The following is a 16,320-nucleotide window of genomic DNA, read 5'->3' as shown; positions in this document are numbered from 1 at the left end:
TCATCATGTCAGAAAAACAGGTCACCTTTGCTGCCCGTCAGCATCAGCTTACCAATATCAATGTCTGGACTGCCGACAGCCAGTGGCTGGCGTTTGACGTCCGTCCCTCAGGCGCGTCGTTTACCAGCCAGACCATTGAGCGGGTGAATGTAATAACCGGTGAGGTGGAGGTGCTCTATCAGGCCCACCACGGCGCACACGTCGGCGTCGTCACGGTCAGCCCCGATCTGCCCCCGCGCTACGTCTGCATTCATGGCCCGGAACATCCCGATACCCGCTGGCAGTATGACTTCCACCATCGGCGCGGTGTGATCGTTCAGAATGGCGCGGCAGTGAATCTGGATGCCTGCGATATCACGCCGCCGTTTACCCCTGGCGCACTGCGTGGCGGGTCGCATGTGCATGTCTTTAGCCCTGACGGTTCACGCCTGAGTTTTACCTACAATGACCACGTGATGCATGAGCTGGATCGCCGCCTCGATCTGCGCAACGTCGGCATTGCGGTGCCGCTGCATGCAGTGACGCCGATTAAGCAGCATCCGCGCGAGTACGACGGCAGCTATTTCTGCCTGCTGGTGAGCAGGACGCATGCGGAACCCGTTCCAGATAGTGACCAGATTAATCGTGCCTATGAAGAGTGCTGGGTGGGTGAGCGCGGCTATCAGAAACCGGATGGAAGCTGGCAGCGCTGGGCCATCGCCTTTGTTGGCGACACGCTGACGGCGCAGGGCGAGAAACGGCCTGAAGTCTTTATTGTCGATCTGCCTGATGCGCTGGAGGATTATGCCCGTGCCGGAGAGATGCCGCTGGAGGGCAGCAGCCAGCAGTTACCTGCGCCACCGGCTGGCGTGCAGCAGCGTCGCCTGACGCACAGCCGTGGCGTGGCGCTGCAACCGCGCCACTGGCTGCGTGCAGCACCCGATGGCAGCCAGATCGCGTTTCTGATGGCGGATGCCGCAGAGGTTATCCAGCTCTGGATGGTGTCACCCAACGGTGGCGAACTGCGTCAGATTACCCGACTCAGCCACAGCATTCAGTCTGCGTTTAGCTGGCATCCTGACGGCCAGGCGATTGCCTTTATCTGCGATAACAGCGTGATGCGATGTGACGTTGAGAGCGGCGCGTGTCAGCGGCTGACCCGCAGAACGGAAGAGGCGCCGTCAGGTGACGCCGTGGTCTGGTCACCTGACGGTACTCAGATTGCTTTTATGCGTGAAGTGAATGGCTGGCGGCAACTCTTTACAGTTGCGGCTGCGACCGCACAAGAGGCATAGGCTGCGCCTGTGCCAGGCTTTCGTTGGTATGCGCCAGCCTTTCGCTCTGCAGGATGCGTTCACGTGGGGAGTCGAGAGTTTTGTCTTTGTCGCTACGGTAGTAGTCCCACGGTAGCAGCAGCGTATCCAGCACGGCAGAGAAAGGAAGATCGATTAACGCCAGTGGTTTCAATGCCCAACTGGTACCACCATCGGCCAGCATGTCAGCGCTGGCACGGGTGCCGGGATAGTAACCCTGACTCGCACCAGTGTGAGACATCACGCTGGAACAGCCGGTTGTTGCCATTGCGCAGCACACCATTCCAGCCAGAGGTAAGGTCTTCATTAATTTCATCATCATCATCCCTTCAGCCATGGCATAAGCCTGGCTGAGTTGGCTTGCCAGACAACGTCAACACTCTGAGGCGAAGTCCGTTCTGGTCTGGCAAAAGTAGTTCTGAGTGTATGTCATTTCCTCAATATGGCGAAAAAAATTGCATTTCGCCCTCTTGAAAATCCTCTTCTGACACCCATTTTTAGTTTACGGACGCACTCACCGTTGCCGCAAGGGACAGTGAGGTGCCGTATCCAGCCTGTCCAATAGTGGAAGGTTGCCAAAACTTGCTGAACTTCAGGAGTCTTAATATGCGTAATTTTGATCTCACCCCACTTTATCGCTCTGCTATCGGTTTTGATCGCCTGTTTAATCTGCTCGAATCTAATCAGAATCAGAGTAATGGCGGCTATCCTCCTTATAACGTTGAACTGGTCGATGAAAATCACTATCGCATTACCATTGCAGTGGCCGGTTTTTCTCAGAGCGAACTGGATATCACGGCGCATGATAACGTGCTGATCGTGCGGGGTGCCCATCCTGAAGAGCAGGCCGAGCGTAAATACCTGTATCAGGGGATTGCCGAGCGCAACTTCGAGCGTAAATTCCAGCTCGCCGACCACATTGTGGTACGCGATGCCCGCCTTGAAAATGGTCTGCTGAGCATCGACCTTGAACGCCTGGTTCCGGAAGAGGCGAAACCACGCCGTATTGAGATTCTGAAGTAATCCTGACAAACGCCGCATTAGCGGCGTTTTTTTTGCCCTTATCTCTGAAGCCAGGCTTTTCCTTACAGCTGGGTTCGCATCGCTAAACGCTGACCCAGCACGCCGCCAAACACATTCACCAGCAGTCCCAGAATAATCACCCCCGCTCCCAGCATCTGCTGCCCGGAGAGACGCTCATCCAGCACCAGCGCGGCGGTCATCAACCCCACCACCGGCACCAGCAGCGACAGCGGCGCGACGCGCCAGGTTTCGTAGCGACTCAGCAAGTTTCCCCAGATAGCGTAGCCCACAATGGTGGCGACAAACGCCAGATAGATCAGCGCCAGCACGGTCTGCAGGCCGATATGCAGCAGACTGTTAACAATAGCGGCCTGGCCATCAAACAGCAGCGAACAGGCAAAGAAAGGAATGATCGGTACGAGCGCGCTCCAGACCACCAGCGACATGATCGGCACGCTACGGTTTCGCATGATGATCTTATTGGTGATATTCCCCAGTCCCCAAGACAGCGCTGCCGACAGCGTGAGCATCATGGTCGTCAGCGTAATCCCGGCGCTGGTCTGCCCTTCCATTCCAGCTGTCGCCAGCATAAACATCCCCAGCGTGGCGATAATAATCCCGACGATATGATTCCAGCGCAGCTTCTCCGCCAGCAACAGCGCGCCCAGCAACAGGGTAAAGAATGCCTGCGCCTGAAGCACCAGCGAGGCCAGACCGGCTGGCATACCCAGCTTGATTGCCAGGAACAGAAACGCAAACTGACCAAAACTGATGGTCATGCCGTAAACCACCAGCCAGCGCAGCGGAATCGGCGGGCGTCGCACAAAGAAAATGGCGGGAAAGGCGACCAGGGTAAAACGCAGTCCGGCCAGTAAAAAAGGCGGCATGCCCTGCAGCCCCAGCTTGATCACCACAAAATTCACGCCCCATGCCACCACCACGCACAGCGCTAACAGCATATCTTTTACCGACATCAGAAACTCCTTGCCCCGCTGTCAGGCGGTGATCGCAATCGGGGATGCGATATCTGCACAGCACGCTTCACCCACGATGCGAAAATAATCATCTGTAGCCAGCGCGATCGACTTCTCCAGCTCGCCCGCGTTAAACCATAACGTGCCGACCTGTTGCAGCCGGGTATCCACCCGCAATGCCAGCCGGTCATCAAAACTAAACGGTGGCACCGCACCCATCACACAGCCGGTCAGCGCCTGCGCCAGCTCCGGCGGGGCGAAAGAGGATTTTTTTCCGCCGATGGCGCGCGCCGCGTTTTTAAAATTGATCCGACAGTCACCCGGCACAATGGCCAGTAGCTGTCGCGACGGCGCACCGTCCGGCATACTGACCTCCAGTACCATCGCTTTGGCCGCCTGACCCAGCGCGTTGCCGCGTATCTGGCTGATCTCCTCGGTCTGCCCTACCGCCTCATGCTCCACCACGCGGTAACTGGCCTGATGCTGATCCAGCAGCGCAGTAATTTGTTCAAATGCCGTCATCCCCTTCTCCTTTTCTGTCATAACCCGGCTTAGCTCCAGGCGATAGCGTGTTTCATCTTTTTATCAGTCAGCCCGAAAAAGAACCCCATGGTGATGCGGGTGTCACCTTCGACCCGGTCGATCTCATGATAAAAAGCAGGATTAAACAGATAGATATCGCCGCTGCGCGGTGAAAATTCACAGATTTCGCTGTTTTCAATCACCCCACTGCGATAACCCAGCTCACCGGCGGTTTTGAACTGCTCATCCTCCGGCGTCCACTTTTTGTTGTAGATGCGCAGTGCTCCGCCCGCATTGCACTCCTGCAGGCAGACCACGCAGCTGAGCTGATGCAGAATCTGCGTCACCATCAGCGACGTTGCTGCGGCGTCGCGCACGATGTTGTCGTTATGCAGCGGGTTCGCGACGCCATCGGCATGAAAGCGCACGATAGAACCGGCGTAGTCACCACAACCCGGTTCGTGGGCGATGTTTAAGCTCTCCAGCCGCAGCGCGTGCTGCACCCAGCGGTAAACCTGTTCCCGCAGCTGGTTCAGGGATGTCGGCAACGCTGGCTGGATATCGCGCAGCTCAGTGAAATAGTTATCAGGTGCCGCCGTATGGCGTGCCAGATAGGGGCCAAGCGTGGTCAGCGCGCCATTGGGATAGTGAGAGACACGGATCTTTTTCCGGCAGCGCTGAAGGTCAGCCACCACCGCTTCCCGCACCTCTGGCGTCAGGAAATTACGCAACACCAGCAGCGGCACCCGTGCAGTGACGATGTCATCCAGCCAGGTCGATTCCACAAACATGTTGGGATTAATCACGCGGAACTGATTGAAAATAGCCATGTTTATCACTCCCTAAACGGTATTTCATAGAGTTCATGATTGTTCATTCGCCGCCAGCTACCGGCGCTGCCGGGTATTGTCACGGGTTCAGAGGCGATCAGCGTGCAATCCTCCTGTTGCCGAACATGCATCGTAAAATAGTCGGGCCAGGGGGTGTCGTGCGGATACCACTGCCACGCCCAGGCTTTGTCGCGGGTGACGATAATGGCATTGCCTGCACTGCCGCCGGGCTCAACCTGCGCCATCTTTGCGCGCAGAAAGTCGCGGGTGAAATCGGCAGGCGTAGTCTGATCCACCAGATAGCGCAGATACTCTTCAGAATCGAAGCGCGATTCCGCCAGGCCAAGATGGCGATAAATCGTCGGCAGAAAACCGTTATGCATCATGTACCACTGATGTCCGGCGCTGTTGCGCCACAGCGGATGCGAAAACGCCAGCCCCTGATTTTTACTCAATGTGGCGTGACGTACATGCACCGCCAGAAACCGGCTGCGCAGGCGATCCACATCAATGCCCGGCAGGGCCTCTGCGAACGGACCGGTGCCGTGCAGAGTCCGAATCTCGCCCTCTTCCAGCCACAGGCAGCCCCAGCCGTTAGGATGTGACTTGATGGGGCCATCGTGTTCAGCACCTTCACCGCAGCTCATGGCGCGCGCCGCCTCTAAAACCTGTGCGCTGTCGAACTGGCCATGTGCCAGAATCATCCTGCACATACTTTGTCTCTCCCGGCTGTGACGGATTGCGCGGCAATCACCTGCTGAAACGTGCTCATGATCGGCTCACGCGTCGTGGCCGTCAGGCTGAAGGTGGCAAGAATGCCTGCGTGACGGGTCAGATCGGCATAAAGCGAGGAGCGGGGCGAAACCTGCAATGCAGGTAATCTGAGTGGTGGTAACAGCGCGCCCTGCTGATGCTGATCGATCCAGCGTTCGGCCGCCTGCAGCTGCGCCGGTTGCCGTAAACGCAGCTGACCGACCGCACCGGGTGTGGTGAAGGCAAAGGTGGGCAGTGCGTCGCCCGCTTCCAGCCGGAAGGTGACTTCCGCCCAGTTGATGCCCGTCGCCTCCTGCACCAGCGTCGCTACGCCCATGCCGGAGAGCCGGAACCCCATCTCCAGGAAATGCGGCACGCCGTTGACCACAATAAAATCGATATGAAAGGCGCCCTGCCGATAGCCAAAGGATTCACAACAGAATTTCATCAGGCTGCTGAACGATGCCGGCAGAGCGGCTGCCGCCATCGCCACATGGCCTGATTCATAAAAGCTGATGCAGCCCTCCGCATCCCGATGCTGCTCAATCACCTTCTGGCAGCAGGTCAGCGCCTGGGGATGTCCCTGATGCACCACGCCCTGCAACGAAAACTCATCGCCGGCCAGCACATTCTCCACAATAAAGCCGCTGAAGCTGCGTCCGCCGTAGTTCATGGTCTGCACCAGTTTTTTCACCACGCTGTGCAGCTGATCGGCGCGCTCAATCAGCCAGATGCCCAGCCCGCCACCGCCATCTACCGGTTTGACGACGCAGGGATAGATCAGCGCCTGTTCCGCATCCAGAATACTGAGCGGTGAAGCGAAAAAGCGGAACTCCGGCTGCGGGAAGCGCGGCCAGGCTTTTTTCAGCGCCATGCGCTGCGCATATTTATCCAGCGGAATAAAGGCGGCGGGCGCGTCGGGCCCGGCCAGCATCTCGCGCAGCCGGCCGGCACTGGCGTTATAGGCTTCAAAGCCCGCCAGCACCACCAGCGGATGCGCAAGTAAACCGGCATGCAGATAAGCCTGCATCACCTCCCACGGATTCTCAGGGCGGTCGAGGCGAATGATCAAATCAAACGGCAGGGCCAGGCTTAACGACTGGTAATCGACAAAATCGCCCATTTCCGCCAGCACGGTAAAATAGCCGTCGCGCTTCGCCACCGCGCAGTAGGGGTTTTGTCCGTCGCGGGTGGCGCCAATTTGCAGGAAAATCTTTTGCATCGCCTCGCCTTACCGGGTCAACGCCCGGAAATAATTTCTGTCACGATGTCATTGAGCACACCGTTATTGACCTGAATCACCGCTTTGTGAGGATCAAAACGCAGCACGCGCGACAGCGGATCGCTGCTTTTGCCCTCCAGCAGCGAACTCACCGGCCTGCTCTGCCAGCAGTGCCGTATCTGCATCAGCGTCATACCGGAGAGCTGCGTTAACTGCTGTGCCAGCGCGAGATCCTCACTGCGCTGCTCAAGCAGGTCGCGAATGGCTATTTCATCCAGCGCAATCTGTTGCTGCGACAGCCAGTGGCCGAGCTGTGCTCCCTGCGCCAGGAACGGTGAGTAGATCATGCAGATCAGCTGATCTTCACTGAGGTTAAACGCCTGCATGGCGAAATCTGCCGCGCGCTGCCGCTGCTGCCGGATGGCATCGTCGTCCTGATAGCGCGCCGCCATCTCATTAATGAGCGCAGGTGGAAAATCTTTCTTCACCATCAGCCCCAGCGCGAAGCGCACATACTCGCGGATCCCTTCGGCATAGTGGCGCTGCAGCAGCGTTTCAGCCCGCAATCCGCGCAGATGCGCCATCAGCGTTGGATTACCGCAGTCGGACTCGGAAAAGCTGAACATCAGTTCATCAAAACGGAAGCGCATAAATTCGCTGAGCAGCGCCCAGTGCGCGCCCGCTTCATAGGCGGTGTCCTGATAGATGTTGAAAAACAGCGGGTCGCGTGCGAGCTGGTGGGTGATGCGGTGCGCAGGTGTCAGCTGATCGGCACCGTAAACATCGCTGAAGTAGCGCTCTGCCACACCGTCCAGCGTCTGGAGAAATCCGCTGAAGCCCCGGCTTTTGTCCGCTACCGGCGCATCAAACAGCCGGGAAAGGTGTCTCGCCCAGGCGACATAGGCGGCCTGCTCCTGCGGCGAGTCGCCGGTGATAATCAGATCCACGCCGCCGTTGTAGTCTGCCGCCAGGCCAAAGGAATTCACCATGCTGAGATTACAGGCGTTGCAGAAGGTCGAGCGCGCATCAGCGCGAAAACGGTGGCCATTCATCAGCACGTCATTGCGGTTCTGCTGCCGTACGCTCTCAGGAATCGTCAGGTCGCGGGCAAACGGTCGGATCAGCAGGCCATCCACCACCAGACATTCCGCCCGTTCATCGTCATGCATCGCCAGCGCCTGATAAACGCGGTGGATGTTCTCCATCACGCTCTGATTCATCGCCGCATGACGGTTAGTACTGACCCGCAGATGAAACGTGCTGCCCTGCTGCAGCCAGATCAGCCCCTGAAGGTAACGCACGTAAGCCACCATGTAGCTACTGTCTTTTCCGCCGCCATAGGCGAGCAGAACGCGGTTATTTTCCAGCGTCTGCTGATCCGGCAACGCCGCCAGCAGGCGAACAGAGCAGCGCTGAGCCGATTCAATGATGGCGGGCGACAGATACGCTTCAATCTCCTTCATCATGGCGGGCAGATTGTTCATTTTTCACGTTTCCCTCAGTTGAACAGTATCACTTTATGGCCTGAAGCCGGCGGCTGACGGGGCGTCGGGCCGTTTAGCGTCATGAATAATTAAGAGATGCAGCCTAAACTACTTTGAATGTACTCTGTTGAATATGCACAGATCAGCCCGATATGGGGTGGAACAGATGGCCGATATTATCGGGGAACAGGAGAGTCAGAACAGTCGTTACCGCCAGATCGCAGAACAGATTAAGCAGGCCATTCACGGCGGTTCACTGGCACCCGACAGCCGTCTGCCGTCGGTGCGGACGCTGGCAACACAGTACAATGTCAGCCTCACCACCGCCCTGAAAACACTGCGCACGCTGGAAGATGAGCGCTACGCCGTCGCCCGTCCAAAATCGGGCTTTTTTGTTGCCTCGCAGCGGCCCGCCTCGCGTCAGCTGCCCGCCGTCAGCGAACAGCCGCGCGCCATCGCGCCGCTGGATGAGCAGACAGAACTGCATCTGGCGATGCTCGGCTCAGACTGCCGGGTGCGTCTCGATCTGGCTAACGGCGACAGCGCTCTTTATCCGGTCAAGCGCATCGGCCTGCTGATGCGCCAGATGGGCTACAGCAAACCGGCGCTGCTCGGCAATACGGTCAAAGGCACTGGCTATGCGCCGCTGAAAACTGAGATTGCCCGACGAGCGGTCGATTACGGCTGCAATATCAGCGCCGACGACATTCTGATCACCAACGGCTGCATAGAGGCGATTTCGCTGTCTCTGCGCGCCACCACCCAGCCGGGCGATGTGGTGGCAGTCGAGTCACCCTGCTATTTCGTGCTGCTGCAGATGCTGCATAACCTCAATTTACGGGTGATTGAAGTGGAAGCCGGGCCGGAAGGCTATGTGAATGTGGCGAAGCTGACCGGATTATTTCAGCGCAAGGCGGTACGGGTTTTTCTCACCCTGTGCAACGTCAATAATCCGCTGGGCAAGAGCATTCCTAACGAGCATAAAGCCTATATAGCGCGGCAGGCGGATGAAAACGATGTGGTGATCATCGAGGATGATATTTTTGGCGATACCGCCTTTGGTGAGCGTCGCCCCTTCCCGATGCGCGCCTTTAGCCCCAACGCCATTCTCTGCAGCGGCTTTTCCAAAACCGTGGCACCTGGCATTCGCATTGGCTGGGTTCACAGCGTCAATTACATGCGCAAAATCGCCTCGCTGAAATATACCTCTACGATGGGCACCTCGGTGTTGTCACAGGCGGCGGTGGCGGAGTTGCTGCGCAGCGGGGGCTATGATGCTCACCTGCGCAAGCTGCGTCGCGAGCTGGCGCGGCAAATCCGTGAGATGCGTCAGTCGGTGCTGCGGGAATTTCCGGCGGGAACACGCGTGTCCGATCCGGAAGGAGGCTATGTGCTGTGGGTTGAGATGCCACGCAAGGCGCTGAACGTGCGCGAGCTGTTTCTGAAAGCGCGTAATGCGGGCATCGGCATTGCGCCGGGCCACATTTTTGCCACCGACCAGCGCTACGATCACTGTTTCCGGCTGAATGCCGGTTTTGGCTGGAATGCTGAGGTGGAACAGGCCATTAAGCAGCTGGCACAGTGGTGCCAGCTGTCGTTAACCGATCCACAGGAAGAGCAGGATTAGCTGTCGCGCCAGGCGATCTCAACCTCTTCCGCCAGAATCTGCACCGCCCGTTCAATGTTCTCTGCATCCGGCACGTAATTCATCCGCATACATTGATGGGTGTGCGGCCACGCCTGCTCCAGTCCCGGGAAGAAGAAGTGGCCCGGCACCATCAGCACGCCGCGCGCTTTAAGCCGCTGATAAAGCAATTCAGTGGTGATCGGCAGATCGCGGAACCAGAGCCAGAGGAAAATTGCCCCTTCCGGCTTGTGGATCAGGCAGCGATCTTCAGGCAGATAGCGCCGCAGGATCACGATGGTCTGCTGCACCTTCTGCTGGTAGAACGGCTTGATCACCTCTTCGGAGAGCCGCAACAGATCGCCGCGACGGATCATCTCATTGGCGATGGCCGGACCGATACTGCCTGGCGCCAGACTGATAATGCCGTTCATGTTGCTCAGCGCAGTAATGGTCTTCTCGTCCGCGATAATGATGCCGCAACGCGCACCCGGCAGGCCAAGCTTCGACAGACTCATGCAGAGAATGATGTTGGGATTCCACAGCGGGCGCACCTCGCTGAAGATGATGCCGGGGAACGGCACGCCATAAGCATTGTCGATCAGCAGCGGCACGTCATGTTGTTGAGCCAGCGCATCAAGCTGCATCAGCTCATCATCAGTGATCACATTGCCGGTAGGATTGGTGGGGCGCGAGACGCAGATCAGCCCGATATCATCGTTCATCGGCAGATGCTCGAAGTCGACATGATATTTAAACTGGCCTTCCGGCAGCAGCTCAATATTCGGCTTCGCCGACACAAACAGCTCTTCTTCCAGACCGGCATCCGCATAGCCAAGATATTCCGGTGCCAGCGGGAACAGCACCCGCTTTTTGCTGCCATCGGCCCGGCGACCGGCGTACAGGTTAAACAGATAGAAGAAAGCGCTCTGGCTGCCGTTGGTCAGCGCGATGTTCTCTGCGGTGATTGACCAGCCAAGCTGTTCACGCAGCAATTCAGCCAGCGACGCCAGCAGCGTCGCTTTGCCACGCGGACCGTCGTAATTGCACAGCGCTTCGCTGAGTTTGCCTTCCTCATGCATCTGCTGCAGCAGTTGCTGAAAGTAGTCGTTCATCGCAGGAATTTGCGCCGGATTGCCGCCACCCAGCATGATGGTGCCGGGCGTGCGGAGGCCCGCGCCCATATCTTCCATCAGACGTGAGATGCCGGAATGTTGGGTAAATTTGTCGCCGAACTGAGAAAAGGACATAGCGGTTAAATATTTGTGATAACGAATCGGGGGTCCACCATAACGCCCGCCATCGGCGGGCGCAATGGGAAGGCGTGGGGATTACTTCAGCGCCTGCGGGTTAACGCAGTTTTTCCCGACGCTTCCGCCGAGTGCGGCGATGAGATTCTCAACCGCATCCTGCATCATGCCGTAACGGGTTTCGTGAGTAGCAGAACCGATGTGCGGCAGCGTCACCACATTCGGCAGCGACAGCAGCGGCGAGTCGGCTGAAACCGGCTCCTGCTCAAACACATCCAGTCCGGCGGCATGCAGTTTGCCCGCCTGCAGCGCGGCGATCAGCGCCTTCTCATCCACCACCGGCCCGCGGCCAGCGTTGATCAGCACTGCATCCGGCTTCATCAGTTCAAGCTCGGCGGCACCAATCAGATGGTGCGTCTCTTCAGTCAGCGGCAGGCTGATGCAGACAAAATCACTCTGCTTTAATAGCGCCTCAAGTTCACAACGCTGCGCGCCAAAGCGCGACTGCGCCTCTTCATGCTCGCGGCGCGCGTTGTAAAGGATTTTCATGCCGAAGCCGAAGTGGGCACGCTGCGCCAGCGCCATCCCGATACGCCCCATACCAAGAATACCCAGCGTTTTATGGTGCACGTCGATACCGAACTGCGCCGGACCGATGCTTTTCTGCCAGTTACCCGCTTTAACCCAGGCATCCAGTTCCGGCACCCGACGCGCCGTGCTCAGCACCAGCGCCATCATGGTGTCAGCCACAGTTTCGGTCAGCACGGTCGGCGTGTGCATCAGCACCACATTACGCTGATTCAGGGCGTCTACATCAAAATTGTCGTAGCCCACAGAGACGCTGGAGCAGACGCGCAGATTGGGCATTTTCGCCAGCAGTTCGCCATTCACTTTTCCGCCCGATCCCAGCAGGCCTTCTGCCTGCCGGAAAGCCGCAGCATGTTCCTGCTGGTTCTCTGGCGAAAGATCGCTGATTTCCGTCACGTCACACTGTTCAGCCAGGCGTGCATAAAGATCGTCAGGCAGTTTTTTATAAAGAATTACAGCGGGTTTCATTCAGTGGCTCCCGGTCAATATGTTGCGGGCGGCTTGCAGGCCGCCCGGAGAAATAGAGGCTAACGTTTACGCTTTCAGGCCGGTTTCGCACCCTGCAGCGGTGGCGCTTTATTCTGCGCCGGTTTCACAATCAGCGTCAGCCACACCGAAACCAGCAGGGCCGATCCCATAAAGATGTACGAGGCGGACGGGCTGCCGGTGGCTCCATTAAGATAGCCGACAATCCATGAACCGATAAACGACCCCAGCGCACCCATGCTGTTGATCAATGCCATCGCGCCACCGGCGACATTACGCGGCAGCATCTCAGGGATGATGGCGAAGAAGGGTCCGTAAGGCGCATACATCGCGGCACCTGCAATCACCAGCAGGGTATAAGACATCCAGAAATGGTTCGATCCCACCAGATATGAACCGAGGAACGCCAGTGCACCGATCAGCAGCAGTGGCCAGACGAACAGCTTGCGGTTCTGGGTTTTGTCAGACGCCCAGGAGACCACTACCATCGCAATGGTCGCCGCCAGATAAGGTACCGCTGACAGCCAGCCCGCTTCTACCATGCCCATCTGCGTGCCGTTGCGCAGAATCGACGGCAGCCACAGCACAAAGCCATACACGCCAATGCTCCAGGCAAAATATTGCAGGCAGAGAATGATCACATTGCGGTTACGGAACGCTTCACCGTAGTTGCGCACCGCTTTGATGTTTTCCTGCTCTTTCTGCAGTTCAGCCTTTAACGCCGCTTTCTCGGCATCGCTCATCCAGCGCGCCTGCGCCGGTTTATCCTGCACCAGGAACCACCAGGCGATCGCCCAGACCACCGCCGGAATCCCCTCGAAGATAAACATCTCGCGCCAGCCAAAGGATTCGATCAGATAGCCAGACACCACCGACATCCACAGCACCGTGACGGGATTTCCCAGGATCAGGAAGGTATTGGCGCGTGAACGTTCTGATTTGGTAAACCAGTTGCTGATATAAATCAGCATCGCAGGCATCACGGCGGCTTCCACCACGCCCAGAACAAAGCGAATGGCTGCCAGCATCGGAATGTTGCTGACCACGCCGGTCAGCGAGGCGCAGCCGCCCCACAGAATCAGGCATACGAAGATCAGTTTCTTGACGCTGCGGCGTTCGGCGTAAATCGCACCCGGGATCTGGAAGAAGAAGTAACCCAGGAAGAACAGCGCACCCAGCAGCGAGGACATACCTTTGGTGATGCCGAGATCGTCATTAATCCCGGCAGCAGAAGCGAAGCTAAAATTTGCACGATCAAGATACGCCAGGCTGTAGGTGATAAACACGATGGGCATGATGAACCACCAGCGTTTTGGCGCGATTGTCTGCTTTTTCATCGGGAACTCCTGTGACTGTAGAGGGGCGCGAACTACACGTCGCCCAGTTGCTGACGCGTCGGCAGACCTTCGCTGTCACCAATGACCTGAATCGCCATCGAACCAATTTTGTTGCCGCGACGAATCGCCTGCGGCAGCGACTGACCCTCCAGCAGGGCGCTGATGACGCCAACGGCAAAGCCGTCACCGGCTCCCACGGTATCCACCACGTTGTCGACTTTAATCGCCTCAACCTGGCCCTTTTCACCCTGCGCCGTTTTATACCAGGCACCGTCACAACCGGTTTTAATCACGACGGCTTTCACACCCTTGTCGAGATAGAAATCGGCGATCGCTTCCGGCTGGCGATAACCGGTCAGAATCAGCCCCTCTTTTTCGCCCGGCAGTACCCAGTCGGCATACTCCGCCAGCAGATTGAGTTGCTGGCGCATCTCCTCTTCGCTGCGCCACAGCACCGGCCGCAGGTTAGGGTCAAACGAGATAGTTTTACCGCGCGAACGCATCTCTTTGGCGGTGTGCTTCAGTAGCGCCAGCGAACTCTCTGACAGCGCCGCCGCCACACCGCTCAGGTGCAGATGACGCGCCGAGCCGAAATAGTCCGCGTCAAAGTCGTCAACCGACAGATGGCTGGCCGCCGAGCCTTTACGGAAATATTCCACCAGCGGATCAGAACCGTCATCCACTTTGGACTTGAGCTGAAAACCGGTGGGATAGCGTTTATCGACCGTTACACAGGCGTGATCGATACCCTCTTTTTCCAGTTGCTGGCAGATAAACCGGCCGAAAGCGTCATCGCCGATACGGCTGACCCAGCCCACTTTCAGGCCAAGACGTGCCAGGCCGGTCGCCACATTGAGTTCCGCTCCCGCCGCGCGTTTAACAAAGGTCTCTGCTGCAGCCAGGTCACCGGTTTCGCGGGCGATGAACATCGCCATTGCTTCACCGATAGTGACAACATCAAGTGGACCGTCAGGATGATTAGTGTGATGCGTCGTCATCTTCACTCCTTACACGTTACGCAGCAGCGACACATAATGGCGTGTCACCGCAATCAGATCGTCGCCTTCCAGCGGAAATTCGATACCGCGCGGGGCCTGTGCGGGCAGCTGTTGCAACAGGGTGCGCCAGTGATCGTCAGCCTCATCCAGCGCAATCGCACGGAAGCTATCCTTGTGCGGCACGGCCGCTTTGACATGCACATAGCCCACCTGCGAGGCCAGTTGCGCCGCCGCCTGATCGGCATCTTCACCTGTCCAGCACCAGTTACCCATATCAAAAGTCATACTGATCGGCAGATCGGCTTCGCGCACCGCCGTGAAAAACGTGACGGAGGGTGTCAGTCGGCCATATTCGGTCTGGTCATTTTCCACGGTCAGCTGAAACGGCAGATCTGCCAGCAGCGTCTGCAACGTTTGGCGAGGCAGCGCACCGGTAAAGTCTCCCAGTGCCACTTTCAGCCGCTGCGCGTTTAACTGGCGTGCTTCTTCAACGTAGTGGGTTATGCGTGGATTGATTTCGCCGCCGTCACAAAACAGCGTATCAGGCACCGAATAACTGGCGTGCAACTGATGTTGTGTCACCGCATGGGCCAGCGTCGACAGATCAGCCAGCGCCGCGTCATCAAGCAATTCGCGGCGGATTTCAACCCCGTCAGCGCCCGCCTGCTGGATAATCGGCAGCAGCGCACGCTGACCGCCGAGTGCGGCGATCTGTGCGTGGCCATAAGCGGCGGTCACCACGATGATGTCAGTTTTCATGTTCTGCTCCATGGCAGGGTTCTGCCGATAACGAATACAAAAACCCTAAATGGAACCGGTTCCAAAGCAAAGGAGCAAACTGTGAAATTATGATCGTGCTCACGAAGCGAGCACGTAAACAGAAGGTTAAATCTGAAATTCAGCTCAGAGGCTGGCTGGAGCCGCGAATAATCAGTTCGCCAGAGAAGACCTGCTCGGAAACGGGCAAATCACTGCCCTCTATGCGCGCAATCAGGCGTTCCAGCGCACTGAAGCCAATCTGCCAGGTAGGCTGCTTCAGCGTGGTGATACCGACACCGGCCAGTGCCGCCCACTCCAGTTCATCAAAACCGAGCAGGCCGATATCGTGGCCCCAGTGCAGGTTGAGTCGCTGCAGCGATCGCGCCACCTGCAGCGTCAGCGCGCCGTTGGCGACCATCACCGCGCAGCGTTTTCCGGTGTGACGCTGATGGAAAGCCAGTAACGCCTGGTCCAGCGCTTCGGGCTGATGCAGCGCCACTTCGGTATTTTCATGCTCAACCTGCGGATGCGTCGCCAGCAGCTGGCGAAAAGCCTGCAGACGCTCGCGGCGCGTGTTAACGCTGCCCAGCGGCTCACTGAGAAACAGCAGCGCATCATAGCCATTCCCGACCAGATGGCGGGTGGCCGTTTCGGCCGCTTCGGCGTTGTTCAGACCCACCACATCGCAGGGGAAATCAGGAATTTTACGGTCAATCAGCACCATCGGCAGCAGGGACTGTTGCAGATGGTTCAGCACCTCTTCACGCATCCCGACCGCGTTAACGACAATACCTTCTACCTGATAGCTGCTCAGCAGTTGCAGATAGTGCTGCTCCAGATCCACTTCATTGTTGGTGTTACACATCAGCAAGGTAAAGCCCTGCTCGCGGCAGGCGGCTTCAATGCCGCTCATGACATCAACGGAATAAGGATTAGTAATATCGGCGATAATCAGCCCGATCAGACGGGTACGTCCGCGCTTCAGGCCGCGCGCCATCTGGCTTGGACGATAGCTGAGATCGGCAATGGCCTGTTCAATCCGCGCTTTTAAACCAGCGGAGAGCAGATGCAGTTCACCATTCAGATAGCGTGAAACGCTGGTTTTACCGGTTCGTGCCGCGTGAGCAACATCGCTGATGGTGGCGCGAGGCGGCCTGATTTTCATAAGATATCCTGCG

At 57.7% G+C, this 16,320-nt stretch carries 16 protein-coding genes; 3 read left to right on the top strand and 13 right to left on the bottom strand.

Translation table 11 applies throughout. The features are described 5' to 3' along the window. Positions 1-5: 5 nt before the first annotated feature. A complete protein-coding gene (locus tag HZZ01_RS18605) occupies positions 6-1,274 on the top strand; it encodes a DUF3748 domain-containing protein (RefSeq protein ID WP_179898943.1) in 1,269 nt (422 codons plus the stop codon). Here HZZ01_RS18605 and HZZ01_RS18600 read toward each other — a convergent pair. Next, positions 1,240-1,608: a YceK/YidQ family lipoprotein gene (locus HZZ01_RS18600; protein ID WP_304622179.1), complete on the bottom strand. Its 369-nt coding sequence runs from the start codon at positions 1,606-1,608 to the stop codon at positions 1,240-1,242. The two genes, HZZ01_RS18605 and HZZ01_RS18600, sit on opposite strands and share 35 nt — an antisense overlap. A gap of 290 nt (positions 1,609-1,898) precedes the next feature. On the opposite strand from HZZ01_RS18600, the gene ibpA reads away from it, so the two are divergent. Continuing rightward, positions 1,899-2,315, top strand: a complete 417-nt coding sequence (gene ibpA / locus HZZ01_RS18595; RefSeq protein WP_003849623.1) for a small heat shock chaperone IbpA — start codon at positions 1,899-1,901, stop codon at positions 2,313-2,315. A gap of 62 nt (positions 2,316-2,377) precedes the next feature. Here ibpA and HZZ01_RS18590 read toward each other — a convergent pair whose 3' ends face one another. From HZZ01_RS18590 to HZZ01_RS18565, 6 genes are read right to left on the bottom strand one after another with little or no spacing between them, the layout of a single operon-like run. Then, positions 2,378-3,289: an EamA family transporter gene (locus HZZ01_RS18590; RefSeq protein ID WP_179898941.1), complete on the bottom strand. Its 912-nt coding sequence runs from the start codon at positions 3,287-3,289 to the stop codon at positions 2,378-2,380. Between the two features lie 21 nt (positions 3,290-3,310). Continuing rightward, positions 3,311-3,811, bottom strand: a complete 501-nt coding sequence (locus HZZ01_RS18585) for a YbaK/EbsC family protein (protein WP_179898940.1) — start codon at positions 3,809-3,811, stop codon at positions 3,311-3,313. 29 nt (positions 3,812-3,840) lie between these two features. Beyond that, entirely contained in the window at positions 3,841-4,641 is an 801-nt protein-coding gene (locus tag HZZ01_RS18580) for a hypothetical protein (RefSeq protein ID WP_179898939.1), read from the bottom strand. 5 nt (positions 4,642-4,646) lie between these two features. Beyond that, positions 4,647-5,354 carry a class II glutamine amidotransferase gene (locus HZZ01_RS18575; protein WP_179898938.1) on the bottom strand — a complete coding sequence of 236 codons (708 nt, stop codon included), beginning with the start codon at positions 5,352-5,354 and terminating at the stop codon, positions 4,647-4,649. After that, complete coding sequence (locus tag HZZ01_RS18570) at positions 5,342-6,616, bottom strand: acetyl-CoA carboxylase biotin carboxylase subunit family protein (RefSeq protein WP_179898937.1); 1,275 nt, start codon at positions 6,614-6,616, stop codon at positions 5,342-5,344. The genes HZZ01_RS18575 and HZZ01_RS18570 overlap by 13 nt, the downstream gene beginning before the upstream one ends. Before the next feature lie 17 nt (positions 6,617-6,633). Continuing rightward, positions 6,634-8,100 (bottom strand): hypothetical protein, encoded by a 1,467-nt coding sequence (locus tag HZZ01_RS18565; protein ID WP_179898936.1) that lies wholly within the window; start codon positions 8,098-8,100, stop codon positions 6,634-6,636. Between the two features lie 166 nt (positions 8,101-8,266). Here HZZ01_RS18565 and HZZ01_RS18560 point away from each other — a divergent pair, with 166 nt between their 5' ends. Next, complete coding sequence (locus HZZ01_RS18560) at positions 8,267-9,727, top strand: PLP-dependent aminotransferase family protein (RefSeq protein WP_179898935.1); 1,461 nt, start codon at positions 8,267-8,269, stop codon at positions 9,725-9,727. On the opposite strand, the gene HZZ01_RS18555 is transcribed toward HZZ01_RS18560, so the two are convergent. The 6 genes from HZZ01_RS18555 to HZZ01_RS18530 all read right to left on the bottom strand — a co-directional run bounded on the left by HZZ01_RS18555 (position 9,724) and on the right by HZZ01_RS18530 (position 16,307). Next, a complete protein-coding gene (locus HZZ01_RS18555; RefSeq protein ID WP_179898934.1) occupies positions 9,724-10,974 on the bottom strand; it encodes a valine--pyruvate transaminase in 1,251 nt (416 codons plus the stop codon). The two genes, HZZ01_RS18560 and HZZ01_RS18555, sit on opposite strands and share 4 nt — an antisense overlap. Positions 10,975-11,055: 81 nt before the next feature. Then, positions 11,056-12,030, bottom strand: a complete 975-nt coding sequence (gene ghrB / locus HZZ01_RS18550; RefSeq protein ID WP_179898933.1) for a glyoxylate/hydroxypyruvate reductase GhrB — start codon at positions 12,028-12,030, stop codon at positions 11,056-11,058. A gap of 74 nt (positions 12,031-12,104) precedes the next feature. Then, positions 12,105-13,385 (bottom strand): MFS transporter, encoded by a 1,281-nt coding sequence (locus HZZ01_RS18545; RefSeq protein WP_179898932.1) that lies wholly within the window; start codon positions 13,383-13,385, stop codon positions 12,105-12,107. A 32-nt stretch (positions 13,386-13,417) separates the two neighbouring features. Then, positions 13,418-14,383, bottom strand: a complete 966-nt coding sequence (locus HZZ01_RS18540) for a sugar kinase (protein ID WP_179898931.1) — start codon at positions 14,381-14,383, stop codon at positions 13,418-13,420. Between the two features lie 9 nt (positions 14,384-14,392). Beyond that, the gene (locus HZZ01_RS18535) at positions 14,393-15,142 is read right to left on the bottom strand and encodes a sugar phosphate isomerase/epimerase (RefSeq protein ID WP_179898930.1); all 750 of its coding nucleotides are present in this window, start codon (positions 15,140-15,142) and stop codon (positions 14,393-14,395) included. Between the two features lie 139 nt (positions 15,143-15,281). Beyond that, positions 15,282-16,307, bottom strand: a complete 1,026-nt coding sequence (locus HZZ01_RS18530) for a LacI family DNA-binding transcriptional regulator (RefSeq protein ID WP_179898929.1) — start codon at positions 16,305-16,307, stop codon at positions 15,282-15,284. Between the last annotated feature and the right edge of the window lie 13 nt (positions 16,308-16,320).

It is taken from the genome of Pantoea sp. WMus005, assembly GCF_013415305.1.
Lineage (GTDB): Bacteria > Pseudomonadota > Gammaproteobacteria > Enterobacterales > Enterobacteriaceae > Pantoea > Pantoea rara.
This window is presented reverse-complemented; position numbering and strand designations above follow the sequence as displayed.